At 68.1% G+C, this 23,400-nt stretch carries 20 protein-coding genes and 5 pseudogenes; 12 read left to right on the top strand and 13 right to left on the bottom strand.

Annotated elements, in window-relative coordinates:
• The first annotated feature begins 351 nt into the window (after positions 1-351).
• From ACFZAU_RS37145 to ACFZAU_RS37130, 4 genes are all read left to right on the top strand, one after another.
• Positions 352-1,254 carry a LysR family transcriptional regulator gene (locus ACFZAU_RS37145; protein WP_500555856.1) on the top strand — a complete coding sequence of 301 codons (903 nt, stop codon included), beginning with the start codon at positions 352-354 and terminating at the stop codon, positions 1,252-1,254.
• Positions 1,255-1,406: 152 nt separating this feature from the next.
• Positions 1,407-2,300 carry an AraC family transcriptional regulator gene (locus tag ACFZAU_RS37140; RefSeq protein ID WP_500555855.1) on the top strand — a complete coding sequence of 298 codons (894 nt, stop codon included), beginning with the start codon at positions 1,407-1,409 and terminating at the stop codon, positions 2,298-2,300.
• 102 nt (positions 2,301-2,402) lie between these two features.
• Entirely contained in the window at positions 2,403-2,993 is a 591-nt protein-coding gene (locus tag ACFZAU_RS37135) for a hypothetical protein (protein WP_500555854.1), read from the top strand.
• 360 nt (positions 2,994-3,353) lie between these two features.
• Positions 3,354-3,728, top strand: coding sequence for a hypothetical protein (locus ACFZAU_RS37130; RefSeq protein WP_500555853.1), 375 nt, complete (start codon positions 3,354-3,356; stop codon positions 3,726-3,728).
• A 483-nt stretch (positions 3,729-4,211) separates the two neighbouring features.
• On the opposite strand, the gene ACFZAU_RS37125 is transcribed toward ACFZAU_RS37130, so the two are convergent.
• Positions 4,212-4,853 carry a TetR/AcrR family transcriptional regulator gene (locus ACFZAU_RS37125; protein WP_500555852.1) on the bottom strand — a complete coding sequence of 214 codons (642 nt, stop codon included), beginning with the start codon at positions 4,851-4,853 and terminating at the stop codon, positions 4,212-4,214.
• Positions 4,854-4,920: 67 nt separating this feature from the next.
• Between ACFZAU_RS37125 and ACFZAU_RS37120 the strand changes: the two genes are divergently transcribed.
• Complete coding sequence (locus ACFZAU_RS37120; RefSeq protein WP_500555851.1) at positions 4,921-6,510, top strand: carboxylesterase/lipase family protein; 1,590 nt, start codon at positions 4,921-4,923, stop codon at positions 6,508-6,510.
• 62 nt (positions 6,511-6,572) lie between these two features.
• On the top strand, positions 6,573-6,698 hold the full coding sequence (locus tag ACFZAU_RS37115; protein WP_500555850.1) for a hypothetical protein: 126 nt from the start codon (positions 6,573-6,575) through the stop codon (positions 6,696-6,698).
• A 34-nt stretch (positions 6,699-6,732) separates the two neighbouring features.
• Here the strand turns inward: ACFZAU_RS37115 and ACFZAU_RS37110 are convergent.
• The 4 genes and pseudogenes from ACFZAU_RS37110 to ACFZAU_RS37095 form a co-directional block, all read right to left on the bottom strand.
• Positions 6,733-6,845, bottom strand: a pseudogene (locus tag ACFZAU_RS37110) (IS630 family transposase); the annotation flags it as partial.
• A gap of 549 nt (positions 6,846-7,394) precedes the next feature.
• Positions 7,395-8,609: a barstar family protein gene (locus tag ACFZAU_RS37105; protein WP_500555849.1), complete on the bottom strand. Its 1,215-nt coding sequence runs from the start codon at positions 8,607-8,609 to the stop codon at positions 7,395-7,397.
• A 789-nt stretch (positions 8,610-9,398) separates the two neighbouring features.
• Positions 9,399-10,514 (bottom strand): annotated as a pseudogene (locus tag ACFZAU_RS37100) (IS110 family RNA-guided transposase); the annotation flags it as partial.
• 696 nt (positions 10,515-11,210) lie between these two features.
• Positions 11,211-11,657, bottom strand: a complete 447-nt coding sequence (locus ACFZAU_RS37095) for a hypothetical protein (RefSeq protein ID WP_500555848.1) — start codon at positions 11,655-11,657, stop codon at positions 11,211-11,213.
• 283 nt (positions 11,658-11,940) lie between these two features.
• On the opposite strand from ACFZAU_RS37095, the gene ACFZAU_RS37090 reads away from it, so the two are divergent.
• Complete coding sequence (locus ACFZAU_RS37090) at positions 11,941-12,912, top strand: calcium-binding protein (RefSeq protein ID WP_500555847.1); 972 nt, start codon at positions 11,941-11,943, stop codon at positions 12,910-12,912.
• 263 nt (positions 12,913-13,175) lie between these two features.
• On the opposite strand, the gene ACFZAU_RS37085 is transcribed toward ACFZAU_RS37090, so the two are convergent.
• A complete protein-coding gene (locus tag ACFZAU_RS37085) occupies positions 13,176-13,316 on the bottom strand; it encodes a DUF4839 domain-containing protein (protein ID WP_500555866.1) in 141 nt (46 codons plus the stop codon).
• A gap of 204 nt (positions 13,317-13,520) precedes the next feature.
• Here ACFZAU_RS37085 and ACFZAU_RS37080 point away from each other — a divergent pair.
• Positions 13,521-13,731: pseudogene (locus ACFZAU_RS37080) on the top strand (hypothetical protein); the annotation flags it as partial.
• Between the two features lie 162 nt (positions 13,732-13,893).
• Positions 13,894-14,355, top strand: a complete 462-nt coding sequence (locus ACFZAU_RS37075) for a hypothetical protein (RefSeq protein ID WP_500555867.1) — start codon at positions 13,894-13,896, stop codon at positions 14,353-14,355.
• Between the two features lie 231 nt (positions 14,356-14,586).
• On the opposite strand, the gene ACFZAU_RS37070 is transcribed toward ACFZAU_RS37075, so the two are convergent.
• The 7 genes and pseudogenes from ACFZAU_RS37070 to ACFZAU_RS37040 form a co-directional block, all read right to left on the bottom strand.
• Positions 14,587-14,868, bottom strand: coding sequence for a hypothetical protein (locus ACFZAU_RS37070; protein ID WP_500555846.1), 282 nt, complete (start codon positions 14,866-14,868; stop codon positions 14,587-14,589).
• Positions 14,865-15,236: a hypothetical protein gene (locus ACFZAU_RS37065; RefSeq protein ID WP_500555845.1), complete on the bottom strand. Its 372-nt coding sequence runs from the start codon at positions 15,234-15,236 to the stop codon at positions 14,865-14,867. The genes ACFZAU_RS37070 and ACFZAU_RS37065 overlap by 4 nt, the downstream gene beginning before the upstream one ends.
• A complete protein-coding gene (locus tag ACFZAU_RS37060) occupies positions 15,233-15,505 on the bottom strand; it encodes a hypothetical protein (protein WP_500555844.1) in 273 nt (90 codons plus the stop codon). The genes ACFZAU_RS37065 and ACFZAU_RS37060 overlap by 4 nt, the downstream gene beginning before the upstream one ends.
• A 203-nt stretch (positions 15,506-15,708) precedes the next feature.
• Positions 15,709-16,406, bottom strand: a pseudogene (locus tag ACFZAU_RS37055) (IS5 family transposase); the annotation flags it as partial.
• Positions 16,407-16,798: 392 nt separating this feature from the next.
• Positions 16,799-17,934, bottom strand: a protein-coding gene (locus ACFZAU_RS37050) for an IS630 family transposase (protein ID WP_500555843.1) whose coding sequence is annotated in 2 segments (ribosomal slippage) — positions 16,799-17,478 and positions 17,478-17,934 — 1,137 coding nt in all. Because the reading frame shifts where the segments join, the coding sequence is not laid out codon by codon here.
• Positions 17,935-18,443: 509 nt separating this feature from the next.
• Complete coding sequence (locus ACFZAU_RS37045) at positions 18,444-18,803, bottom strand: hypothetical protein (protein ID WP_500555842.1); 360 nt, start codon at positions 18,801-18,803, stop codon at positions 18,444-18,446.
• A 427-nt stretch (positions 18,804-19,230) separates the two neighbouring features.
• Positions 19,231-19,572, bottom strand: a complete 342-nt coding sequence (locus ACFZAU_RS37040) for a MerR family transcriptional regulator (RefSeq protein ID WP_500555841.1) — start codon at positions 19,570-19,572, stop codon at positions 19,231-19,233.
• A gap of 1,956 nt (positions 19,573-21,528) precedes the next feature.
• Between ACFZAU_RS37040 and ACFZAU_RS37035 the strand changes: the two are divergent.
• From ACFZAU_RS37035 to ACFZAU_RS37025, 3 genes and pseudogenes are all read left to right on the top strand, one after another.
• Positions 21,529-21,865, top strand: a pseudogene (locus ACFZAU_RS37035) (MerR family transcriptional regulator).
• Between the two features lie 54 nt (positions 21,866-21,919).
• Complete coding sequence (gene trhA, locus ACFZAU_RS37030) at positions 21,920-22,723, top strand: PAQR family membrane homeostasis protein TrhA (RefSeq protein WP_500555840.1); 804 nt, start codon at positions 21,920-21,922, stop codon at positions 22,721-22,723.
• Positions 22,724-23,138: 415 nt separating this feature from the next.
• A complete protein-coding gene (locus ACFZAU_RS37025) occupies positions 23,139-23,342 on the top strand; it encodes a cold-shock protein (protein WP_500555839.1) in 204 nt (67 codons plus the stop codon).
• Positions 23,343-23,400: the final 58 nt, after the last annotated feature.

The following is a 23,400-nucleotide window of genomic DNA, read 5'->3' as shown; positions in this document are numbered from 1 at the left end:
AGGGCGACGTAGCGGTCCAGGTCACGACCGGAATATCGGGCGTCTGAAGGCCGCCAGCGTCGGTTGCCGAACACGGCAGTGTCGCCGCGACTGCGGCAGGGATGGAGGCCGCGTCCGTCGCATTCAGCATCGTCGTGGCCACACGGTCACAGTCGGCAGCCTTCCAGGAGTCGTGCAGTGGCCATCGCCCGGATGAATCCGACTGACCAGCCGGTTTCAACCAGGCGGGTCCCTGTGGGCCGTATCTCATTCCTGTGTCCTTCAAGCCGGGTATTCAGCGAGGTCAATCGTGGCCTCGTGGCCTCGTGGCCGTCCAACACCGATTACCTGTTGCGGTTGTAGGCTCTTCCTGTGACACCTGATCTTCGGCAGCTGAGATACTTCGTCGCCGTAGCCGAGGAGTCCAGCTACACGCGTGCCGCCGAGCGGCTCATGATCAGCCAGCAGTCCCTGTCCCAGCAGATAAGCCTGCTGGAGCGCATGCTGGGCGTGAAACTCTTCGACCGCGGCACCCGAGGCACCAGCCTGACCCCGGTCGGAGCCCTTTTCCTTCCCGAAGCCCGCGCGGTACTAGACCGGGCCGACGAAGCCGTCGACGTCGTGGCACGGGCGGCGCGCGGCGAGATCGGCACCTTGCGCATCGCCTTCCTCGCCACCACCACGAACCACCTGCTCCCGCCAGTGGTCCGGGCCGTGCGACAGCAACTGCCTGACCTGACGTTGGCGACGGAGGAAACGACGATCGCACGCCTGGTCGACGGCCTGCTCAAGGGACGCTACGACGTCGCATTCACCCGGCCTCCGCTGGTAGACGGTCTGAAGACAAGGACGCTGGTCATCGAACCGGTGTGCGCGGTGCTTCCCGACGACCATCCGCTCGCGGGACGCACCGAACTGACCTTGGGGGAACTGGCCGACGAGCGCTGGGTGCTGACACCCCGCAGCTCGTGGGAACCCTGGCATCAGGCGTTCGACAACTCCTTCCGTACGGCCGGATTCACCCCCGACGTCGTTCATCGGGACGCGAGCGTGCAAGGGCTGCTCGGTCTCGTGGCCGCCGGCGTCGGAGTGACACGCCTGGCCTTGTCAGCGAGTAGTCTGCGCCGCACCGGCGTGGTTTTCATACCGCTTTCAGGAGAGTTCGCCCCAACTGAGATGGTTTGGTCGCCCGGAAACACATCACCCGCATTGAGCGGGCTACTGCGTGTGGTCACGGAGATGGCTGCTTCCACCAACCTCACCGAGTCCGGCTGATTTTCCGTCCGGAAGGTTGGCATGACCACCCGGCTGATCGACGACGTCTTGGACGTGCTCGACGTGGAAAACTACGCGTCGGGGGTCGTGCCACATGCCACTCGACGCCGATCAGCTTGGCCGCGCAAATGATTCCATGGTCCACTTGCGGCATGCGCCACCTGGACGAGCTTCGCAAACGGATCACGCGCCTCGCCGCGGCAAGCCCACGTCCGCTGTCGATCGAGGGAATGGCCGTGTGTTTCACCGAGCACATGACCGAGCCGCTGAGTAGGTTCAACCAACCCATGATCGCCCTGACGGCTCAGGGGGCGAAGCGCTCCGTCCTCAACGACCGCGTCTTCGACTATCACGCTGGCCAGTACCTCGTCGCGGGCATCGAACTACCCCTGACCTCACATATCACATGCGCCACTCCCGCCGAGCCCTACCTCGGTGTGCGACTTCCCTTGCAGCCCGCGATCATCGCGCAGCTGCTGATAGAGGCTGGTCGCCCCAGCGCCCTCCGCCCCAACGACGAGCTGGGCATGGCGACCAGCAGCGCTGACAGCAAACTGCTCGACGCCGTCGTCCGCCTGCTGCGCCTGCTGGACGAACCACGTGACATCCAGATCCTGGCGCCTGGCGTGCGACGCGAGATTCATTGGCGCCTCATGCACGGACCCCAGGCGGGCCTCGTCAGGCAGATCGGCTTGGCCGACAGCCGGATGTCCCGCGTCGCCCGCGCCATCGAGTGGATAAAGACTCACTATGACCAGGTGATCCGCATCGGCGCCCTCGCCGACGACGTCGGTCTGAGCGTCTCATCACTGAACCGGCACTTCCGTGCGGTGACCGCCATGAGTCCGTTGCAATACCAGAAGCAACTTCGACTGCAAAAGGCCCGGACGCAACTCATCGCAGCGCCGAACGACGTCGCGGCCATCGGATACGCCGTCGGGTATAACAGCCCCTCACAGTTCAGCCGCGAATACCGGCGCATGTTCGGAGCCCCGCCGAGCCAGGACGCGGCGCGCCTCCAGACTGCGGCAATCGTGCGGGAGTGAGACGCCTCGGCGAGAGCGATCGGTTGAAGGCCTCCGAAACCCGGTACTGCAGTTCTTGATGATCGACCTGTCGCGGCTTCCGAGCCGCTACCCCACGTCCTGGTGACACCGCAGTACAACACTGAGCGGGTTTTCCGGGCGCGCGGCCTCGCCCAGGGTGCGGAGATCAGGCAGGGCTGCGAGGCGGTCGGAATCCGCCAGGACACGAACGTCGGGGCTGTGGGCGACGCCTTCCCCATCGTCGTACCCTTCGGCGACGGCTGGTTCCGCGTCATGGCCTGGAACCGCCGTCACGAGACGGCCGACGACGTCCCGGTTGGTTCACCCGACAATAGAGCCGTGCCGAGCGGGGTGAGGCTGTGCGGGACAGAGGTACCGATCCTGGTCGTGCTCACCAACCCGGTGTTCCGCAGTCGATGCGTGTTGACTGGCCGCCGCGAGGGAGACCTGGACGCGCTCGGCGAGCGCGGTGGTCGTGGCTGGCTCGCGCAGGGCCTGGAGCACTGCCGCCCTGGTGCGCCCGAGCAGAGGGCCGAGGGCGGCCCCCGGGGAGGTATCCGGGGTCCCGGTCGTTTCGGGCACGTGCATAAAGCGAGCACGGTCGGCTCGTCGGGTAGGTATCCGATCATCGGTCCGGTGGCGAACCAGGACGGCATGAGCAGCAGCCCGCGGCCGCACAGCGGGATTTCGTAGTCGTAGCGGGACGGCAGGTGCAAGACCGGGGGATCCCAGCGCCAGGTAGGAGCGAGCGTGGTCAGCAGAGCGTCGATGCCTCCGCGCAGCAGCGTCTCCGACGGCAGGGCGCGGTCCGCTGCGCCGTCGGTGCGGACCCGGCGCCACAGCGGGGCGATCGACGAGGCGAAATAGCTGCTCAGATTAGCGGCCAGGACCTGTGACGTACACGGCGTCGTCGGTGATCACGAGGTCGTTCAGGTCGGACGCACCGAGCGGCCCGCCCTGCGCCGTGCCATCCGCTCCGCTTTCCCGCAGTTCCCCGCGCAGTACTGGCTGCTGAACGGCATTGTCGCGGACCGGACGGGGCGCACGCTGCTGGTGGCGTCCAACGGGACCGAGGCGGTGTGGCGGGTGGACGTCGCCACCCGGGAGGTCGGCCAAGTGGACCTGGGCGGCGCGTCCTTCGGCGCCGACGGGATGCTGCTGCGCGGACGGACGCTGTACGCGGTGCTCAACTACGGTGCGCCGAACGGCGTCTACGTCGCCGAGCTCGACCCGGACCTGCGCACCGGCATGGTGACGCACCGCGTCACCGGGGAGCCCTTCGACCTGCCCACGACGCTGGCCCGCCACGGCTGCCGGCTCTATGTCGTCAACAGCCAGAACGACGAGCCGCCGGGCCGGCCGCCGTACACCGTGGGCGCGATCGACGACCCGGTCTGCGCCGACCGCCCTGGTGACCAGCCTCGATGACCGCGCCGGTCATTCTCCGCGGCGGCGTTCGGCAGCCGACGCGGCCGGCGCCTCGTCGAGGACGCCCGGGCCGCGTGCGGCAGCGGATCGGTCACGGCGAACGCCGCTTCAGCGGGCGGGCTGACGCGCAGGCCCTGAGGGCACCATCGAGGGAAGCCTGGACATCGCGTGCGTGCACCGGTCTGACGGGAGGTCTGTCGTTTCTGCCGGGCAAGTGGATTTTCTGGCTGGCCTGCGCGAAGAGAACGCGCGTCACGTGATCAGGTTCCGGGGGAGCGGAGCACGGAGTAACTCTTCGAGCGCCTCGGCGCGTTCGAGGTCCCTCCCGCATCGGGCGACGCGGTCCTCCCCGACGAGCACGCACAGCGCCCCTTAGTGGACCTGGCCAACGAGCACCTGCAGCGGTGGGCGCGCTCCTGCCCCAGGGCGGGTCGGGCGGGCGGCGCCGTGGCGGTCCTGTGCCTTCGTCCCGGGGACCGGGTCTCACCCCTCCTCAGACAGGTGGGCGGCCAGCGCTCGCAGGCCCGCCAGCACCTCGTCGGCGGTGGGAGCGGACTCGGGGTCGGTGAGATGCTGGATCATCAGGCCGCTGACGAGGGCGAGCTGCACCGAGCCGACGGTGCGGATCATCGCTTCGGAGAGCTCGGTCTCGGCGGTTCCGGTGACCTCTCGCGTCATGCCCCTGCGCCCTTGCCGCAACCCGGCAGCCACCTGCTCACGCAACTCCGGATCGCGCTGCGCGCGCAGAACAGTCTCCAGATTGGCGATCCAGAAGGTCTCGTTGACCGAGAACGCCTCGATCAGCCGGCGCCACAGTGCGCCAAGGTCACCAGCGTTCATCGACGGCCCGAAGACTTGGTCTCCCGAGTCGAGTGCCTCGAAGAGCGCCTGGTTCAGCAGCGCCTCCTTCGAGCCGAAGTGATAGCCGATCGCCGCCATGCTCACGCCCGCCGCAGAGGCGAGGTCGCGGACCGTCGTGCGCTCGTAGCCCTTCGCGAAAAGGCACTGTCTGGCGGCTTCCAGCAGCTTCTCTCGGTTTCCCATGGCGCGAACCGTACCAAGAGGCTGCGCGTTTGCGTCAAACGAACGCCTCAGGCAATCGACTTGGGCAAACGTCTTGCGCATCTGCCCAATATTTGGCTACCTTCCAAGCATCAAGATCACACCGATCCTGGGAGCCCAGATGAGACCCATGAAGTCCCGCGTCGCTGTCCTTGTCGCGGCCACCGTCTCCACAACGCTCGCCGCCACGATGACTACGGTCGGCCTCGCCTCCGCGCGCCCCAGGGCCCAGGACTTACCCGCCACGGTGATGACCGCCGAGGGCCCGGTCCGTGGCACGGTCGCTGACGCGGTGCGCACGTTCCAAGGCATTCCTTATGCGGCCCCGCCGACCGGAGAAGCCAGGTGGAAGGAGCCGCAGCCGGTGCGCCATTGGTCGTCGCCACGGGACGCCCACGCCCCGATGAGCGCCTGCGCGCAGCCGACCGACCAGCCCATCTCCATCGAGGGCGGTGGCAGTGAGGACTGCCTCTACCTGAACGTCACGACTCCGGCCAGGCGGACGACGGGGCGGCTGCCGGTCATCGTCTGGATTCACGGCGGCAGCTTCACCTACGGCGACGGCGCCACCTACCGCGCGGCCAAGCTGGCCGCCGCCCAGCAGGGCGCGATGGTCGTGACGATCAACTACCGGCTCGGCGCGTTCGGCTTCCTCACCTCACCCGGCCTGCGCGCCCCGGCCAACCTCGGTCTTCTCGACCAGCAGGCCGCGCTGAAATGGGTCCACCGCAATGCCAGGGCCTTCGGCGGAGACTCCCGCAATGTAACCCTCATGGGGCAGTCAGGTGGCGGGTACAGCGTCTGCGCCCAGCTGGTCTCACCCGGGGCACGCGGGCTCTTCAGCAAGGCGATCGTGCAGAGTGCGGGCTGCGTCGGACCGGACGGCTCGTTCACCCGCACACAGGCGCAGGCCAACGGCCTCGCCGTCGCCAAAGCCGCGGACTGCGACGACCTGCGCACAGTGGACTCCTGCCTGCGGCGCAGGTCCACCGCTGAGCTCATAAAGGCGTCAGCCTCCGGACACGACGGCTACCGCCCCGTAGTGGACGGCAAGGTATTGCCTGAGGCGCCGTCACAGGCCATCGCCGCCGGGCGGTTCGCCCGGGTACCGGTGCTGCACGGCTCCACTCACGACGAGATGAGCGGGCTGGTCGGGCTCGACGAGATCTCGACAGGAAGGCCGCTGGCCGCCGAGGAGTATGCCAAGAAGGTCACCGAGCAGTTCGGAAAGGAAGCTCCCGCGGTCCTGGCCGAGTACCCGGTCGCGAACTACGTGGCGCCCGGGGCGGCGCTGTCGGCCGTGCTGACCGACTCGGAGTGGTCAACCGCGGCCTTCGACACCCAGCGCGCGCTGGCCCGCTACACCCCCGTCCACGCCTACGACTTCGCCGAGACCTCGGCCCCGTACTTCAAGGACGTGCCGCGGCCGGCGAGCTTCTCGCTCGGCACCGGCCACATGATCGACCTGGCCTATCTGTTCGGCAACGACCTGTTCGAGCCGCTGGACGCCACACAAGCCGGGCTGTCGGACACGGTGATCATCTACTGGAGCCGGTTTGCGAGCACAGGGCAGTTGAACGGCTACGGCATGCCTGCGTGGAAGCGGTTCACGACCCGCATCCCGTACGTGCAGCGGCTCGCGTCCGGCCGCATCGGGCGGACCGACTTCGCAGCCGACCACCACTACGCCTTCTGGAAGGCACTAGCCGCAACACGCTGAAGGGAAGGACCCCTGACGAAGTACGCGACAGCCGGAACGTCGCCGTTCAAGACCGTGTTCTGGTGAGCCGCTCACAGGACGACGTGGACTCGGCGCTCGACATCCTGCTCGGAGCGCTTGGTATCGGCCGGGAGGCACTTGCTTTCCGCGGCGACGTGGAGACGGGTTTCGACGGCCCGACCGAGTGAACGCTGAGGTGGTCTGTTGGGCGGCGGCCAACGGTCATCCGCCCCAGCGCAGGCCTTTCTCGCTGCAGATGCGGCACGCTCCCTCCGTTGGGCGGCAAGGACGTCCGGGTGGCGGGCATTCTTGTTGCGCCAGCGGAGGTCGGCGTGCTGGCCGCCGGAAATCACTCGGGGGCCCGGAAAGCGGTGGCTTGGGTCACCGAGGTCACCCGGGCCTACGACATCTCCATGGATGCGCGCACCGGAGACGCGGTGGCCGCAGTGCTGGAAGAGTTTGGGGACCTGGCGGCCTCGCCGGTCCGCGCCTGACACCGCACACGAAAGCGGGGTGCCGGCCGCGACGGGGGAACGCGGCCGGCACCCACTGCAGAGCAGCGTAGTCCCGAAGCAGGAGGAGCGTGATGGTCGCTGCACTGAGGCTTGAAACCACCGGGGTGGTTCAGGCGTTCGAATTACCTGAGGGCCAGACTCGGCAACGCCAGGTGCTGCGCGCTCTCCTCGAAGGCGCCGTCGACGGCGCGGTCTACGACTGGCGCGCCCTCATCCATGTCCACGGCCAGGGGCTCGCTCAGCCTGGGTCGGAGGCTCAACGTCGCCGCGTGGGCGCTGGCCAGCGCCTGGCACGGCACCGAGCAGCCGTAAGGAAAGTATGGGACGGCTGTCGTGATCGGACCGAGCTGAAGCCGTCGGACGGTGCCTTCATTGTCCTCCACGGCCAACCTCGAAACAGTGGCTGCACAGGCTCGCACGCTGGGCTACGCCGTCCAGGACCAGTCTGCACTCTGACCCCATGGAGACGGCTCCCTGGTACGCACCACGGCTTGCGTCCGACCATTCGTCGCTGTTCCACAGGACGGGCATGGCGCCGACGGGCTCGAACCGGATCTGCGGGTCGTTGCTCTGGACCAGGCAGATCAGACGGCGGCGAAGTACGGCTGCCTGGCGGGCCTTGTCGGCGATGATGTCCAGGACGACCTGCGCCGCCCTCGGGCAGGTCGTCGCGAACCGGTCGTAGTCGGAGAAGACGAGGACCAGTCCGGCACCCTCGGGAGCATCGTCGTAGCCGCCGTAGGAGGCCACATCGCCAAGGCAGTCGTTGAGCGCGTCCAGGTTGTGCCCGTAGTAGTCGGGGAAGTCCAGGGCCACGGCCATGGCACGGTGCATGTCTCGCTCTGTGTTCCACCGGCCGGCTTCCAGGCGGATCATGCCGAAGCCGCGGTCTTCGAGACGTTTGGTTGCCTGTGTGAGGAGACGCTTGCGCCAGAAGAGGGTGACGAAGGTGTGGATCATGTATTCGACGCCGGGACGCGGAGTCGTCCCGGTGGCCTGTGCTGAAGCATGTGACGCGTCGCTTCGGTAGGCGTCGAGGAGACGGAAGAACTCCTCGACGGGAGTTGAGCCGTCGGGGGTGTTGCGTTCGATGTTGGCTGCCCAGCCGAGCGGGCTGCTGCCGCCGAGGCGTGTCCCCAGCCACCGGCTGAAGGCCCCGCCATGCCAGAAGGCGCACGGGTCGTCGATGGAGTGCACGCCAACGGCTACCTGGTAGCCGATCAGCATCGTCTGCAGATCGTGGAGTGAGCCGCCGGACAGCCACATGCCAGGCCGGAGACGAATCTGATCCAGGAAGTCGTACACATCCGTGCAGTCCTGCCAATGCTTGGCCGTTGGGCCGGGAGGTCTCCGGTGGACATGTTCTGACCCTACGGTGCGAACCAGTGCTGTCGTCGGTCGGAGGGGTGTGACGCCAACCTCTGCGCCAGTGCCGTCGGTGGCGTTCTGGATTTTGAGTTTGACGATGTAGCCGCAGTCGACGAGGTTCCGCATGGCTTTGGTGAGGGCTTGGCGGCCGGGTTTGCGGGTGTGGGCGAGGGCGGCGATGGTGAAGACGGCGCCGTCGGGCAGGCGCAGGGCCACGTGAGCAGTCCGATGTCCAGGACGCTCAGGCGCTGGTCGTCGACGGCGCGGTTGTCGACGGCGACGAATCGTGGGGGCCGAGTGGGTAGTTTCCTCACTGGCCGTCACCTGCTGCTGTGGGTGTGGTCGGGCCGGCAGTAGCGGCAACTGCACCTGGAGGCAGTGGTGGCTGTGCTGCACTCCCAGGAGCGTGGTGGTGTGCCGCCGTCGGGGCGTCTTCGCCTGGGTCGGATGCCCGGGCGGCTGTGCCCGCAGCGTGCCGGCCCGCGGTGGCTACGGGGCCTGTTCCTTTGCGGTGCTTGATGCCGGTGACAGCGGCGGCGTGCCGGGGCGTGGGGGCGGTGACGGTGGGGCGTCTCCTGTCGGCCTGGGGCGGTTCTGCGGTGAGGCCAGGCCGGTCGTCCTCGATCCGTCGGCCGACGCGTGTCTGTCGCGCGGTGGCGCGATTAGCGTGCTGCGGCTGCGGCTGCGGCTGCGGCTGCGGCTGCGGCTGCGGGTGGGGTTGATGTCTGGGCTGAGCGTGTCCCGGACAGGGCGTTCAGACTGCCTTCGGAACGGGCGGCTGGGTATACCCGGCCCTGTGGCGCTGGCTTTGCCGATGGCGGGTGGATGTGCAGCGGCGGCCATCTGGGCTCCCGGGGCTGGTGGACGTAGGTGGTGTCATCCATGAAGCCCGGTGGCACTCACCGATTTGCTCACCGAAAAGGGGGGGGTGCCTCTATGTCTTTGGTCAAGGCGCCCCTGTCGGGTTTGGGGTGGTTGGGGCTGCCGGGGTTTTGCGGCGAGTTCGACGTTGTCGGGTGTGCGGGGTTCGTAGAAAGTGCCGTCGCGGAGCATGGCGAACAGGACGCTGATGCGGTGGCGGGCGAGGCGGAGGAGGGCTTGGGTGTGGGTTTTGCCGCGGGCCCGGCATTTGTCGTAGTAGGTGCGGGATGCGGAGTCGTGCAGGGCGGCGAACGCGGACAGGAACATCGCGCGTTTGAGTTGCCGGTTGCCGCTTCGGGGTGCGTGTTCGCCGTGGATCGAGGTCCCGGACGACTTGGTGGCCGGTGCGAGGCCGGCGTAGGAGGCCAGGTGGGCGGCGCTCGGGAACGAGCTGCCGTCGCCGACGGTGACCAGGAGGACTGCGGCGGTCCTGACGCCGACGCCGGGCAGCGACGTCAGGACCTGGGAAAGAGGGTGAGCCTCCAGCAGGGTGTTGATCTGTGCTTCCAGGGCCCGGCGCTGTTCGAGCGCGTCGAAGACGTCGTCGATGAGCCGGGTGGCCATGCGCGGGGCCTTCGGTCGGATCAGCTCGACGAGTCTGCGGCGGCCGGCTTTGCGCAGGGCGGCCGGGGACCCGTGGCGTTCCAGGAGCCAGGTGACGGCCTGGTGGTCGAGACGGGGCCCGAGGACGCGCTCGAGGGAGGGGTGGAACTGGGTGAGCAGGCCGCGGATGCGGTTGGAGGTGCGGGTGGCTTCGGCGGCGAGGTCCTGGTCGAAGCCCACGAGCACGGTGAGCTCGGCGGTGATGGCGTCGGTCAGTTCCAGCGAGCGCAGGGTGTGCGGCATGGTGCGGGCGGCGTCCGCGATCACCGCGGCGTCCTTCGCGTCGGTCTTGGCTTCGCCCGGGTAGAGGTCGGCGATCCGCCGCATGGCAAGGCCCGGCAGGTAGGCGACCTGACAGCCGGCATCGCGCGCGACCGCGAGCGGGAGGGCGCCGATCGAGGCGGGCTGGTCCACCACCACGAGGACCGTGCCGAACTTGTCGCGCAGCTTGTCGAACACGGCCCGCAGTTTCGGTTCGCTGTTGGGCAGCGGCTTGTCGAAAACCTTCTTCCCGGCCGGGGTCAGCCCATGGCCGTGATGCGTGCTCTTGCCGACGTCCAGGCCAAGGAAGACGCCCACACCGTCAGTGTCGATCACCGTGCCCCCACTCGTTCGTTGAGTGCTGACCTGGGCGTCGGGGCCGTTCTCGCGCATCCACGTTATGCAGACCTGCCGCCCGCGAACGACTAGGCATTGCGCCCGGTCAGGCGGCGGTCGGACCTCTCATCAGCGTCTCCGACGGCACCCCTCGGGCCCGGTGACACCACCCCCCAGGTCATCCGTTCGACAGGGGGACACAGTCATACCGGGCCCGGAGGCCAGCGGCCCTCTTGCAGGACCGCGAAAAACATAACGGGGGGGTGAAAGATCACAATCCGGCATCACCTGCGGTCGGTGAGTGCCGTGAAGTCACCGGTGAGGAGCGGGATTTACTCACCACCGCAGGCCAGGGCGCCGCGCGGGACGACACCGTCCTACCCACCCCGGAACGCCCCGATGGCGCGGTCATCGCCACCGCCAACCCAGGCCAGCGGGCCGATCAGCCCGTCAGGACTCAAGGTGGCGGCTGGCAGTCTTGGGGGAGCGCCACCGTTCAGGCCCCCCTGCGCGGATCACCCCGGCCTTCAGGGGGAGACGGATGGCCGTTCGCACCGCACCCCGGCCGGGCGGAGGGGTAGGCCGGGCGCGCCCATGTACACCCAAACAGACTGCTTATATCCCAATTCGTCGCACCTTCGTGCACCGTGGGTCACACAGGTGCGGACACGTGTCCGCCGCTGACCACATGGGCGCTTACACGACCGACACCAGGAGCTGGGAGAGATCGGTGAACGGAAGGCACATACGGCGGTCTTCAATCATGCCGTCAGAGCGACGGCCCGCGGGGCCGGGCAGCGGCCGGAGGTGGTCAGCGGCTGGCACCGTGACGGCCCTGTGCGTCGTCCTGTCCGGTGCCGGAATCGTGCCGGCGGCGGCCACCACCGCATCGCCCCGAGCGGTCGACATCACCCATACCTTCACCTTCACGGGCGCCCCGGAGACCTTCACCATTCCGGCGAACGCGGTGGCGACGGTCACCGCTGACGGCGCCGGCGGCGGCAGCGCCGTCCCGGGGACCTGCCCCAACGGCGGGACGGGCGGTAGCGGGGCGCGGGTCGTCACCACACTTCCGGCCTCCGCCACCGCGAAGGTCGTCACCGTCAACGTGGGCGGTGCCGGTGGGGCGTCCTGCTCCAGCACCGGAGGTGCCGGTGGCTACAACGGTGGAGGCGCGGGCGGAAACGGAACGACCACTCCCCTGTCCACCGGCTCGGGCGGAGGCGGTGCATCGAGCGTGGCGGCAGGCGGGAGCCTGCTCGTGGTGGCGGGCGGAGGCGGCGGCAACGGGGGACGCAATCTTCCGACCCAGGGCGGCAACGGCGGAACCCCCGCCGGTACCGACGGAAGCCCGGGCGGGACGCTCGGCGGTTCACCCGGGGGCGGCGGTAGCGGAGCCACCACCACCGCGCCGGGTGCGGGGGGCGTGGGAGCCGTCGCCGGACCCTGCACGGGTCAGCCCGGCAACACCGGGGGCGGACCCTCCGGAGCTGCCGTCGGCGCCGGAGGTACCGGCGGCAACTACTCCGGCTGCAGCACCAGCCTCGTCGTCAGTGGCGGCGGAGGCGGCGGAGGCGGCTACTTCGGCGGTGGTGGCGGCGGCGCTTCGGCCACCACCGCCGGTGCAGCCGGCGGAGGAAGCGGCGGCGGGGGCTCCAGCTTCGCCGACCCCACGGGAACCGGCACCGCCTACACCGCCTCGCCGGTCGGAATCCCCACCGCCAACGGCCAGGTGACGATCAAATACACGGTCCAGGACCTGGCCTTCGTCACCACCAGCCCGCTGCCGGACGCCACCCAGGGCATCGCCTACTCCACCACCCTGCAGACCAGCGGCGGCACCGGAGCCCCCGCCTTCGCGGTCACCGCCGGCTCCCTGCCTCCCGGCCTGAGCCTCAATGGGACGAACGGAGTGATCTCGGGCACCCCGACGGCGACCGGCACGTACACGTTCACAGTGACGGCCACCGACCCCGACTCCGGCGTGCCGCCCGTCTCGATGCAGTTCACGATCACCGTCCGCCCGGCCCCCGCCCTCACCTGCGCCACCGCGACGCCCACCATCGTGGGCACCAACCGCGCCGACGTCATCGTCGGCACGCCCGGCAACGACGTCATCCTCGGCCTCGGCGGCAACGACATCATTGACGGCCGCGGCGGCAACGACATCCTGTGCGGCGGCGACGGCAACGACATCGTCACCGGCGGCGACGGCAACGACCGCCTCGAGGGCCAGGACGGAGCCGACACCCTCAGTGGCGGCAACGGCAACGACACCCTCCTCGGGGGCAACGGCCCCGACGTCCTCGACGGCGGCCCTGGCACCAACACGAACGACGGCGGTGCCGCGCGCAACGTCTGTGTCCGCCCCCTCAGCGGCCCCGGCTGCACCGTCTGAGACCACGACACCATCTCTGATTGGGTGAATACCTCTTATCTCGGTCTTGGTGGGTGGCCTGAGGGGCGGATTCTCTGGATGGGGGCTTGGGGGCTACCCGCCTGGATCGTTGAACGGAGGGCTGGGTGTCGATGCGGGCGGATTGCGGTCGAGAGGTTCCTGAGGGGATACGGGCGGTGGCCCGGGCTGCGTTTCGTCCAGTAGCGGCAGGTGGCGCCCTCAGGGCAGATTGCCCGACGGGCGTCCCAGCCGATGCTGAAGGATTACCCGACTTCCGTCGAGACCGGGTAGAGGGAGAAGAGGCATTGGTCCGAGTTGAACTCGCCGACTTCGGCAACGAAGCGGAATGTGTCGCCTGCTGCGACGGTGGCTGGGATGTTGTTTGCCGGTGAGCGCCAGTTCAGAGATGGCCGTTCATACCAACTGCCCGGCGAGGATAGGGGACTCGGGGAGGACTCGGCATCACCGGCGTTATCCTCGGGCGCCGAGCAGGCCCGTGCCGTTCTGGATGCCTGGAATGTTCACGCCCCTAGGGTTGCTGAGCAGGACGCTCTGGACGACGAACTGGACACCAGCCTCACGCAGGTCACCGGCCGGTGAACCAGCTCGTGCGGGCCGTGCTGGACGACCCGCCCTGGTTGCCGTCGGCTGCGGCGACCTGCTCGCCTCTCGCCTGATCCACCGCGCTCGTGCCGAACCCGGCACCTGTACGCACCCGCCTGCGTCGCGGTCGAAGCCGACCGTGCACACCCCGGCACCGCCGAGCATCGCAGCCCTGCGTCGCATCACCGCCTTTACCTCGAGCTACTCGCAGCCCTGGCGCTGCCAAGTCCCTCGGCAGGTCTGAGCTCTGTTTCGTGTGCGTGTGACGGTTGGGGCGGCGGTTCGTCGGTGTGGGCGTGCGGGGTGGTTCCGATGGGCTGGGCAGCGTGTTGCAGGGGTCGGTGTATCTTGCATTGCTGCAGTTCAGGGAGGGGATTCGTGCCGAAGAGGAAGATCGTTGATGAGGGGGAGGTCATCCGGTGGTTCGAGGACGGCTGGAGCTATCAGGACATGATTGATGAGTACCGGCGGAAGTACGGCATCGACACGGTGTCCTCGATGTGGGGGAATATCCGGCACAGGAGAGGACTCGATCGCAGGATCGCGCGTGACGACGAGCTGATTCCGTGGGCTGTGAAGAAGGAGCACCGTCAGATGTACCCGGTGATCATGCTGCGGGTGGAAGCCCGTCGGCGGGCCGGCTTGCCACTCGACGATGACAGAGCCAAGCGTTTGGAATCGTGGCGAGTCATGCTCGAGGAACAAGGCACGGTCGTCCACTACGACCCGAACATGGCGAGCGGCTTCTCCTACATACCTCGCGAGCCGGGCGATATAGACATCATCCGCAAGCCCCCGATGAAGAGTACCCAGCGGCGTAACGCAGACGAGCGCCTCTAACGCTGCGACCACCAAGGCGGCCGGGATTGCTGGGATGTGATGGGTAAGGCCCCGGCGCCAGCGATGACACATCAACCCGCGGGCACACGTACCTGCAGCAGGTACGGGCGAGCCCGAACCGAGCCGAGTGGCATGTCCTCGGGAGCCGCGTGTCAACGGCCTGCGCAGGCGGCCTGGGTTTTGCGGCTGGCTGTTCCTTTTCCCGTGAGGATGCGACGTGCTGCGTTGCTTCTATTGGTCGGTGTAGGGAGGGATGATGCGGACGACGGCGATGAGTTGCAAGCGGGACAGTGGCAGGGCGTAGAACCATCCGTCTGCGAGGAGGGGGATGCGGCGCAGTCCGCCGGGGACGCCCTTGCGGGGGCCGTCGCCGATGTCGGTGACGTCGACACCCACATCGGCCAGGACGACGAGTTCGCCGGCCAGGCGCTCGACCTCGGTCACGACCCGCGCGGGCAGGCCGTTGACGACATGCTCGGCGTCCGGGTCGTACTCCCAGCGCCAGCCGCTCAAGACTGACCGCTGTGGGGCAGCCCGGCCTCGGTGGCGGCCTTGTCGAGGACCCGCCCGATTTCGGCGGCGACCATCCTGGCCTCGTCCGGGTCGTCGACGACGGCGGCCCGGGCTTCGAGGTGCCGGAGCCGGGCGGCCTGTTCCGGATGGCGTTCGATGGCGACCTGCAGTGCCCATTGGCCGAGGAACCGCCGCATGGGGGCGGAGCTGACTTCGGTCCGCGCCTGGGTCATGGCCGCGGCCCGTTCGGCATCGAAGGTGGGCACCGCCTCCGGCGCGATCCGGGCGAGAGCGGCTCGCAGCTCCTCGGCCGTAGAGGAAGGCTGCGGCACGCTCCGGCGCTCCGGGTGTTCGGATGCGGTACTCATGCTGCGTCCTTTCCTTGACTGCTGAGGTTACGACGGTGGGCTGCAGTCAAGGTGGAGACGTGCTGACGCGACCAGCCCACACGGGCGGCCACCGCGGCCGGTCCGCCGCGTTCATAACGGGCGGCGATCCTGCCCGCTGCCTCACTCAGTGCCGTTCGCGCCTGCTCCAGCGCCAGGGTGTACTCGTCGACTGCGCGGGCGAGACGGTCCAACTCGTCCGTTTCCTCAAGATCCAGTATGACGCGGGTCACGCGCGGTGAGGTCACCATGGAACGATCCTGCCCCACCTATAACGCAAACGCAATCGCGCTTGACATTTATTGGAGGGCTGGATCCGCATTGCCGTGGGCCGGCTACACCTGGGCGGGTCTTACTGATCGTTCCGCTGAGCCCGTGGGCTGGCCGCCTTGGCAGCGGCGACTGACCGTCGTCCCGGTCCCAGCGGCGTGCGTATGGGTCTGGGAGGCTAGCCCAGCCAGGCCATGGTGCGTTCGATCTTCCAGCGATGCCGACCCAGGCGTGCGGAGGACTCGACGCCCTTGCGGGCGATGCGGTGGACGATGCCTCGTTGCCGTAACCATCGTCGCAGGTGAGCTTAGTCGTAGGCTTTGTCCGCGTAGAGCTTGGAAGGCTTGCGTCGGCGTGGTCCGCGGCGGGAGCGGATCGGCGGTATGCCGCGGATCAGGGGGATCAAGGCCTGGCTGTCGTGGGTGTTCGCTCCCGAGATCCCGATGGAGACGGGCAGACCGGAGCCTTCGGTGATCAAGTGAATTTCCGACCCTTTCTTGCCCCGGTCGACAGGATTCGGGCCTGTCAGGTCCCCCCTTTCAGGGCCCGCATGTTCACCGAGTCGATCGCGCACCGGCTCCAGTCCAGCTCACCGCGTGCGCCGAGCTCGTCGAGCACCAGGCGGTGCAGCTTCGCCCACACCCGAGCGTTGGTCCATTCCGTGAGCCTGCGATGGGCGGTCGCTCCAGACGGTCCGAACGATGGCGCGGGCAACTGCTGCCACGTGCACCCCGACGTCGCCACGAACACGATCGCTGCCAGCACTTCCCGGTCCCCGTGCCGTCGCCGGCCGCCGCCCTGCGGCCTCGTCGGCGCAGGCGGCACCACCCGCTGGAACAAAGCCCACAACTCATCCGGCACCAGCCGCTCAACGATCCCCACGCCCGCAGCCTACCGAACCGGCCAATTGAGATGACTTCTTAGGACGATGGCTGTAGCCAGCGCCGCGCCGCGGCGAGATTTACCTCGACGTCATCGCTCCAAGTGCAGACCTCCAGCCATGAGAGGTAGCCGCCTTGCGCGAAGACCAGGACCTCGCCAGGGCACTCGCCGGTTTCGGTGAACAGCTGCACGTTGGCAGCCACGACGGTGCCGGGGCCCGTTGGCGCGGGCTCCACCGCGTGGGCGTCAAGGTCGAAGTAGGCAGTGCCGCAGCCGCACTCACAGCGGGATTGCACCTGAGTTGGGGCACCTGCCGTCGGAGGGCGACGTGAACGGGCTCGTCCGGGTTCAGGACGAGGTCAAGCACGTCGGCTAGGTCCTCGGGCAGGCTGTCAGTCATGCCGCCACCGTAGCTGACCAGCAGCTTTAGGCTTCGACCAATTTCGGGTCGGTCGACCCCACGCTCTCAGGTCCAGAGCCAGGTCGGTGCCGGCGAGGCAGCCGTCGATGGCCTCCGGTCGGTACTGCAGCATCTTCAGTTTGCGCTTGACGGCGCGGGTGATCTGGCCGAGGTCGGCCGCGGCGAGGTTGCCGATGTCCCGCTTGACCAGCGACCAGACGCCCTCGGTCGGGTTGAGGTCCGGGGCATAGGTGGGCAGCTGGAACACGGTGAGCCACTCGGCGTTCGCGTCGATGAACTCGTGCATGCCGGGCGGCAGGTGCAGGCGGACGTTGTCCCAGACCAGCACGATCGGTCCGCCGAGCTGGATGCGAGCGCGGACGATCAGGTCGCGGAAGTCGCGCCAGCCGAAACCCTTCGGCTCGTCCTTGCGGCCCCGGTACTCGCGGATCGCGTAGATCAGCCGGGACCGCTGGCCCGGCTTGTAGCAGGTCATGCCCGCCATCGACACGCGCCCGGAGCCGCGGCCCCGCACCCTCACGACCGGGGTCTGGCCGATCCGGCCCCAGGTCCTGGCGCGCGGCGGAGTCATCGACTGCCCGGCCTCGTCCTCGAAGACGATCCAGGCGTTGCTCTCCGCCGCGGTGCTCTTACCCGCGGCCAGGTCTCCTTCTTCCACACCTCGACCGCGTCGTCATCGCGCTCGATCGCCCGTCGAGTGGGCTGCTGCCAGCTCCAGCCGTGGCGCTTCAGTAGCCGCCAGGTGCCCTCGACCGTGTAGGAGATGTGGAAGAGTCGGCCGATCAGCGTCTTGATCCGTGCCAGGGTCCACCGCTGGTCCGCCCAGCCGTGAGCCAGTGGACCGCGCTCCAACTCCTGCTCCAGCCTAGCGATCTGGGCTTCATTGAGTCGAGGTCTTCCCGGCGACCCCTTCGACAGGACTCCCGCCTCGCCGCCCTCGCGCCAGGCCCGGCGCCACCGCTCGACCGACCGCAGGCTGACCCGCAGGGCAGCGGCAATCTCCGCGTTCTTCTGCCCGCCCTCGAAACGCTCCCGGGCCTGGAGCCGTAACCGCTCCCGCGTGATCCTCTCAGCGTCGGTCAGCCCGCCGCCCTGCGCATACCTCACACCCAACGGCTATCGGTGCCGACGACCAACTGTCAGGCGAACGGCACCGACATCACCCAATCAAGTTCAGTACTGCCAACTCGCCCGCCTGCGCCACAGCAAGGGCGAACCCCTCACCCAGCGCGGCGACGGCCGCGCCTACCGGACCTGGCTCCGCAACCCGGGCACCCACCTCAAGCCCGCACAGCTCGAGCAGCTGCAGGAACTCGGACTCGCCACACCCGCCTGACGGGGTCCGGCTCCGGCCGCTTCGGGCTGCCGGCGTTTCCGGTCGGGTGAGACGCGCACTACGGCCGAGGCGCTTGTATACCTGCTGTGTCAGCCCTTGGGGATTCTGGTGCGGGCCTGGTCGGCGGTCACAGCTTTGGAGACGCCCCGGATTGCATAGCAGTTGCCGCGGTAAACGATCTGGCCCGTGAGCCGAACCAGCGGTAAGGGCCCGACGCGCAGCCGCCGGTTGGGCCCTCACCGCGCGTCGTGCCGCGTGCGGTGTGACAGGGGTGAGTGGGTCAGTGGTCGGAGTAGCTGAAGTCACCGACGGTCCAGGCACTGACGTCCTCGATCGCAACCCGGTACATTCCGCCTGTTTCCGGGATTCCCACGGTGCCTTGCAAAATCCGGGCGACGTGGAAGTGTAGGTGCGTGGGCGGTCCGTCCTTCTTCGCAGGGGTGTCGAAGATGGCGGAGAACGGACCCAGGTGGGCGGAATCCGTCAGTACCTCCGACACCCTTCGCCTCCACACGGCTTCGGGAGCCAGGCGACCGGTGATGACAGCACCACCGGTGACCACGGTCAGGGACATCTGGTTGCTCTGGCCGGACTCCACAAGGCCAGCGATGTCAATGATCATTCTGTCAGGCTTCGGCATGAGATCTAATTCTATGCACTAACCCAGGTTGGGGTGCGCAGATGTGCCGCATGCGAGCGGGGGCCGTGGACGGGCACTTCGATCGGTGTCGATGGTGGGCCGTTGGTTCCAGTGCGCAGGTGCCCCTGACGCCGGCCACCTTGATCTAGCACCCGACACACGACGCGGGCTGTTGCGGGCAGCAGTCGTGCCCTGTGCCGATAGTCCGCAGCCGCCGCAGGGGCACACGCCCGCAACCGGGCGGCCGGGCAGGCCTGCCTTGAGGGCGGCTTGCCCCTGCCGCTCTCAAGCTGGCCGGGTCGCCCGCACTCGACCTGGTGGGGCTGCGGGGAGGCCCGCCCGCTGCCGGCGGCACCCCAGACGCCTGAGGCGGCACGTGCCAGCATGGGTTCGAGTGGTCCGGCTCGGCTCCACAGCCGAGTGCGGATCAGGCTGGGGGGTTCGGCGGGCTGGTGCGGTGGGCGCGCAGTTCTTCGTTGATGCGTTGGGCTTCTTCGAGCTGGTCTTCGAGGATGATGATGCGGCAGGCGGCCTCGATGGGGGTGCCCTGGTCGACCAGTTCGCGGGCGCGGGTAGCGATGCGCAGCTGGTAGCGGGAGTAGCGGCGGTGACCGCCTTCGGAGCGCAAGGGGGTGATCAGGCGGTGTTCGCCCAGGGCGCGCAGGAAGGCTGGGGTGGCGCCGAGCATGGCGGCCGCCCGGCCCATGGTGTAGGCGGGGTAGTCGTCGTCATCGAGAGGGATGGTGGGGCGGGCACTGCGAGGGGGCATAGACCTCTTCTTCCGGGGGACGCATCGAGGGGCCCGAGTGCCGACCGGCGCTCGGGCCCCGAGCTCGCAACACCATCTGGCGGCTGGCTGAGCCGTCCTTCTGTGTCCGCGGGTTGCACCTGGGAGGGCGGGGATCGAGGATGCGTGACCGGGGACCACCTTCCAGTCCGGGGCCTGCGCTACCCGGGCGGTCCTGCTCGCCCCGGCGATCCTGATGGTGTTCTGCTCCTTGCGTGGTTGTACTGCTGCGGGATATTCCGTGCGGCCCAAAGAACCGCACGGCCCGGAAGTCTGGGGAGGAACCGCGACTTCCGTCATCGTAAGTCACCTGGCCGCGCCCGCTTGACCTGCATGCACGGCAGTTCGTCTCTGCCGTGCCCTTCGACTTCCAGGCCAGGGTGAATACTAGCTTTCGTCGACGGCAATGTCTACTTCTGTCACTACAGGTTTTCTTCAAGCTAAGGCCTTGCGATTTGCCTCTCTTCCACCGGAAGAGTCACCTGTCTGGTCGAGGGTCGACCTTGGGGCGTACGCGTGACCCAGTGGTGCAGGACGCCCGGGGGGTGCTCTGCGAGTCATGCCGCATCCGTGGTGGTGTCCGAGCGGGACAAGGCGGCCGTGGCCGCTACCGGTGCACGGAGCCCGGCCGCACGGCGGCGCTGCTCGGCTCCAGCGGGATGCGGCGGCCGCCTCGCCCCACATCGGATCGGTGAGCATGCCGGCCGGAGCCCGGGGCCGACGGCAAGGTCCAGTCCGTCGGGGCGCGGGCCCTTCGAGCAGCGCCAGCCAGCGCCGACGGAGACGGCGCCGTCTGGACTTCGACGACCGTCATCACTGCCGTCACCGCGGCCCACGAGTCCTCGCCCGCCTCGGTCCGGTCGGCGACCCGCGCCGGGTGGAATGGCGAGGTACCGCTGTTCAGCAGCGGTGAAGCGGCTGAGGTCACTGTGCAGACGGGGCACTGTCCCATAGTCGCCGGGGGTGCTGCCCCGTCGGCGGTGCCGGAGCGGGCTGCAAACCGGACGGCGACGACCGCCGCTGCTGCTCGCTGGACAGCCGGGACCCCGAGCGCGCGGCGAGGCGAGCGGCGCAGCTGACGCCGATCGGCCCGAACTGGACTTGTCCGTGGCCCCTGAGCCGGCAACATCACGAGGCCCAGCCGCGTAGCTGTACGCGGTCGATTGCCTCACTGCCGAACACGCGAAAATGTGTGTTGGCTGGAGTAGACATTGGGTGGTGGTGTGGTTATGGTTTCTCACGTAGCCCAGAGAGACAGAAAGGCCCGGCAGAGACGAACTGCCGGGCGGCAGTACCCGTACTACAGCTGGTTGCAGTACGCAGGACGGTGCGGTGGTGGAGTCCCGAAGCCAAGGTTGTTCCAGGGCGGCGACGGGACTGACGACCGGACCGGGTGGCCCGTAGTGATCAGGGGCCGCCTTGGATCGGTACTGCAGTGCGTGCAGTGGCAGTACCGGTAAGTGCAGTTCGCAGTAACCCAGCAGTGAAGTCGGTGAGCAGTACCTCGGTGAAGGCGTCGGCTGCGGACGCGCGCACCGGGAAGTTCGGCGGCGGGGTTCCAAGCCAGGGCATACGCAAGACGGGCGTCGGGGCTGGCTGCCGAAGAGTGGCGCTGTTGCAGGCCACCGAGCATTACCAGCAGTACACGCGGTAGAGCAGTACCAGCAGTACGCAGTCTCAGCCAGAGGGAAGAACGGAGGAGCCAAGCGCCATCAGGATCGCCCGGGCGGACATGTGAGCCCGGGTACCGCAGGACATCGATAGTGAGGTGGTCTCCGGTCACGCAACCGCGATCCCCGCACCCCCGACAGCATCTCGGTCGGGTCGGCGGAAACAGAAGGCCGGCGCAGTATCAGGGTCGGCAGATGGTGTAGCAGTTCCTTCGGGGCCCTGGTGCGATACGGCACCAGGGCCCCTCCACGTGTTCCAAGGGGGGCAATGGCCACAGATGGATCGTTCGAGCGTCTCGACGACGGCTACCCCTCCTGCGCGATGGGTAGGGCAGCTGAGATGCTCCGCACCACCCCGGGCTTCCTCTGCTCCATCGGCGAAGCCCGGATGATCACCCTGCTCCGATCCGAAGGCGGCCATCGCCGCTACTCCCGCTATCAACCGCGCAATGCGGCCCGAGCCCGTGAGCTCGTCGACTAGGGCACCCCCCATCGATGCGGCCTGCCGCGTCGTCATCCTCGAAGACCAGCTTGAAGAAGCCCAGCGCATCAACGCCGAATACCGCGCACCGCATCCCGGCATGCGACTGACGCCTGACCCGTAGTCATTGGCAACGAGCCGACGCCGGTATCCATTCGCCGATTCAGAATATGAGCGCATGATCATCGAAGAGATTGAGCCGCCGCCAGACGGACGGAAGTCCCGGCCCCGCCCCGGCTCCACTCCCGACGCCCTCCACGCCCCGGCGGTGGATGCGCCCGCCGGCACCACCGGCCGGCAGATTGCCGGGCAGAGCGGGCCCGGCCCGGAAGGCGGGGTGGAGCGCGCGGCGGCTGCGATCAAGCCGAGGATGCGCGGCTGGCTGCACGCCGGGGTGTTCCCCCTCGCGCTGGTCGGTGGCATCGTCCTGATCGCCGTCTCGCGCTCGGCTGCGGCGGTGGCGGCCTGCTCGGTGTACGCGCTGTCGGCCTGCCTGCTGTTCGGCACCAGCGCTGTCTACCACCGCGGAATGTGGGGTCCTCGCGGGGAGGCGGTCCTGCGACGGCTGGACCACGCGAACATCTTCCTGATCATCGTCGGCACGTACACCCCCTTGGCGGTACTTCTGCTCCCCGCCGGACAGCAGTTGGTGTTGCTGGCCGTGGTGTGGGCAGGCGCCGTGGCCGGCATCGCCTTCCGCATGCTGTGGATCGGGGCTCCCCGGTGGCTGTACACCCCCTGCTACATCGCTCTGGGCTGGGTGGCCGTCTTCTACCTGCCCGACTTCGCGCGCACCGGCGGCACCGCGGTTGTCGTACTCGTCATCACCGGTGGTCTGCTCTACACGGCGGGTGCCGTCGTGTACGGACTCAAGCGCCCAGACCCTTCACCAGCCTGGTTCGGCTTCCACGAGGTCTTTCACGCGCTGACGATCGCCGCCTTCACCGCGCACTACACGGCCATCGTCCTGGCAGTTACATGACTGCTTTGGCGAGGCCCAGGCCCAACCCCTCCTTTCCTTCTCGAGCTCAGCCACCCGAGACGGGCGGATCAGGGGTGCGACGGGTACGATCCTTCGAGTGGTGAACGGCAACCATCTTCTGTATTTTGCGCTCCCGGGTAGGCCAGTATCTACGCCCGCGAGTCGAGGGTTTACTGCGCGACGCGGGGAGAGTCTCACCCGCAATGAACAGAGTGAAGTTATTTGGCGTACGCATGCCGATACGGCGTGCTACTGTCGACCTCAGTTGCAGTCGCGGTTCCCAAGCGCCTCCGTGAGCATTTCAGCCACTGGAAGCGCTTTTACACTTCCGGTCGTTTTCCGGTCGGGGCGCCATCGCAGCGACACGGTGTCCGTACAGTGCGGCGCTGGTGTACTGCCCCAAAGGAGATAGAACGTGGCATCTGGCACCGTGAAGTGGTTCAACGCGGCCAAGGGTTTCGGCTTCATCGAGCAGGACGGTGGCGGCGCTGACGTGTTCGCCCACTTCTCGAACATCGCATCCCAGGGCTTCCGAGAACTGCTCGAGGGCCAGAAGGTCACCTTCGACATCGTGCAGGGTCGAAAGGGTCCGACAGCCGAGAACATCGTTCCCGCCTGACACTGACACGCATTCTGTAGCTGGGGCCCGCATCCTCCGGGGTGCGGGCTCCAGCTGC

The organism is Streptomyces sp. NPDC008238, from assembly GCF_042956445.1.
Classification (GTDB): Bacteria; Actinomycetota; Actinomycetes; order Streptomycetales; family Streptomycetaceae; genus Actinacidiphila.
Note: the sequence above shows the minus strand (reverse complement) of the source record. Positions and strands in the feature narration are given on the sequence as shown.

What these genes read in the sequence shown, in the direction of transcription:
- ACFZAU_RS37125 (WP_500555852.1), bottom strand. Translation starts at nt 4,853, where the DNA reads ATGCGCAAGACGTTTGCCCAAGTCGATTGCCTGAGGCGTTCGTTTGAC.
- ACFZAU_RS37120 (WP_500555851.1), top strand. Translation starts at nt 4,921, where the DNA reads ATGAAGTCCCGCGTCGCTGTCCTTGTCGCGGCCACCGTCTCCACAACG.
- trhA (WP_500555840.1), top strand. Translation starts at nt 21,920, where the DNA reads ATGATCATCGAAGAGATTGAGCCGCCGCCAGACGGACGGAAGTCCCGG.
- ACFZAU_RS37065 (WP_500555845.1), bottom strand. Translation starts at nt 15,236, where the DNA reads ATGAGTACCGCATCCGAACACCCGGAGCGCCGGAGCGTGCCGCAGCCT.
- ACFZAU_RS37040 (WP_500555841.1), bottom strand. Translation starts at nt 19,572, where the DNA reads ATGCCCCCTCGCAGTGCCCGCCCCACCATCCCTCTCGATGACGACGAC.
- ACFZAU_RS37045 (WP_500555842.1), bottom strand. Translation starts at nt 18,803, where the DNA reads ATGCCGAAGCCTGACAGAATGATCATTGACATCGCTGGCCTTGTGGAG.
- ACFZAU_RS37140 (WP_500555855.1), top strand. Translation starts at nt 1,407, where the DNA reads ATGCGCCACCTGGACGAGCTTCGCAAACGGATCACGCGCCTCGCCGCG.
- ACFZAU_RS37060 (WP_500555844.1), bottom strand. Translation starts at nt 15,505, where the DNA reads ATGGTGACCTCACCGCGCGTGACCCGCGTCATACTGGATCTTGAGGAA.